The sequence below is a fragment of the Streptomyces sp. NPDC059455 genome (genome assembly GCF_042750115.1).
In the GTDB taxonomy this organism is placed as follows: domain Bacteria; phylum Actinomycetota; class Actinomycetes; order Streptomycetales; family Streptomycetaceae; genus Streptomyces; species Streptomyces endocoffeicus.
This window is the reverse complement of sequence record NZ_JBHYVB010000334.1, coordinates 6,484-8,186: the sequence shown is the minus strand read 5'-3', so window position 1 is coordinate 8,186 and position 1,703 is coordinate 6,484. Positions and strand designations below refer to the sequence as shown.

Annotated in this window: 1 protein-coding gene; it reads right to left on the bottom strand. The window is 78.3% G+C overall.

The annotated features are described in order from the left end of the window. Nucleotides 1-575: 575 nt before the first annotated feature. Nucleotides 576-1,685 (bottom strand): diguanylate cyclase domain-containing protein, encoded by a 1,110-nt coding sequence (locus tag ACFXB5_RS51215; protein ID WP_385222378.1) that lies wholly within the window; start codon nt 1,683-1,685, stop codon nt 576-578. Between the last annotated feature and the right edge of the window lie 18 nt (nt 1,686-1,703).

Here is a 1,703-nt window from a genome sequence, read left to right as displayed (position 1 = left end):
CGCCCCGGGCGCGCACCCCCCCCCACCCCCAGCCCCAGACCCCCGGGCGCGCCCGGCGCCGCGCCGGCAGGCCCCGGGGCCCGGGGCGCAGCCCCGGGTCGGGGCTCGGGGCTGCGCCCCGGATTCGGGAAGGGGCGGGGCGGGGAACAGAACGCGCCGCACCCCTGCAGCGGGACCCAGGGGCACAGCCCCAGCGGGGTCCGGGGCACAGCCCCAGCGAGGTCCGGGGCAGCCCCGCGCGAGCCCGGGGCACAGCCCCGGCAGGGTTCGGGGCACAGCCCCACGCGGGCCCGGGGCACAGCCCCGGCAGGGTTCGGGGCACAGCCCCACGCGGGCCCGGGGGCGCAGCCCCGTCCGGACCCGGGACGGAGCCCCGGCGGGGTCCGGGGACCTGCCCCCGGATTCGGGAAGGGGCGGGGCGGGGAACAAAACGCGCCGCACCCCTGCAGCGGGACCCAGGGGCACAGCCCCAGCGAGGTCCGGGGCACAGCCCCGCGCGAGCCCGGGGCGTAGCCCCGGTGGGGGCCGGGGGTCTGCTCCGGGCGGGGTGGGGGAACCGAACGCCGTGGGGGGGGTTAGCGGCGGCCTCGGAAGCGGCGGCGTTCTGGGGGGTGGGCGGGAGACGTGTCGGCCAGGCGGATCACCACGTCCTCCGCGCCGCCGTCCCGGCCCGCCACGACCGGCTTCAGTGAGCGTGCCGCCTTCGCCCGGTACTGGGCCGCGTCCGCCAGGCGGAAGAGGCGGCGGGCCGACGGCACGGGGCCGATCGGGTCGCCGGTGGACGCGATCCCGCAGGCCACTCCCTCGCCCAGTTCCAGCTCCGCCGCCCGTCGGCACAGCTCATCGGCCACCCGGACCACCTCGTCCGCCGGGGGCCCGACCCCCAGCAGGCAGAACTCGTCGCCGCCCAGCCGGGCCACCAGCGCCCCGGGCAGCATCGCGCCGCATATGGACAGCAATGAGCCGAATCGTTCCAGCAAGCGATCGCCGACCGCATGGCCGAGGGTGTCGTTCACCCGCTTGAGGCCGTTGAGGTCGCAGACCACCAGGCTCACCACCGTGCCGTCCGCGTGGTACGCCTCCAGCGCCTCGTCCAGCCGTATGTCCACCGCGCGCCGGTTGCCGAGACCCGTCAGCGGGTCGGTGAAGGCGAGGCGGCGGGCCTCTTCCAGGCGCTCGGTCTGGGCCAGTCCGGCGGCGGTCACCGAGGCCAGCACGGTCGCGAAGTCGGCGTCGTCGCGGTCGAAGACGGGCCGCCCGGCCCCCCGGGCCACGTACAGCTCGCCCCACGCCCGCCCGTGCAGCACGATCGGGGCCACCACACAGCTGCCGCGTCCTCGCCGCCGCAGCGCGGCCACCCTCCCCCAGCCGCCGCTGGGCGGGGCCGAGCCGGCGCCGGTGCCCACGCCCTCGGCCGTCTCCACCCAGGCATGCGGCTCCCCGCCCGCGGCCCAGTGCTCGTGCACGAATTCGGCGATCTCCGGGAAGTCGTGCACCGGATACGACTCGTCCTCCGGCAGCCGCTCCTCGCCCGCCATCAGCTCGCCCACGTTCACCAGGACCCGCAGCCGTCCCCGCTCGCGCTCCCACATCGAGATCGCCGCGAAGCTGCCGTCGAGGGGGCGGCGGGGCCCCGCGGGCGCCCCGGCCCACCAGGACCGGGGGGGGAGGCCCCCCGCCCACAGCCGTGCGCTCGGGAACTC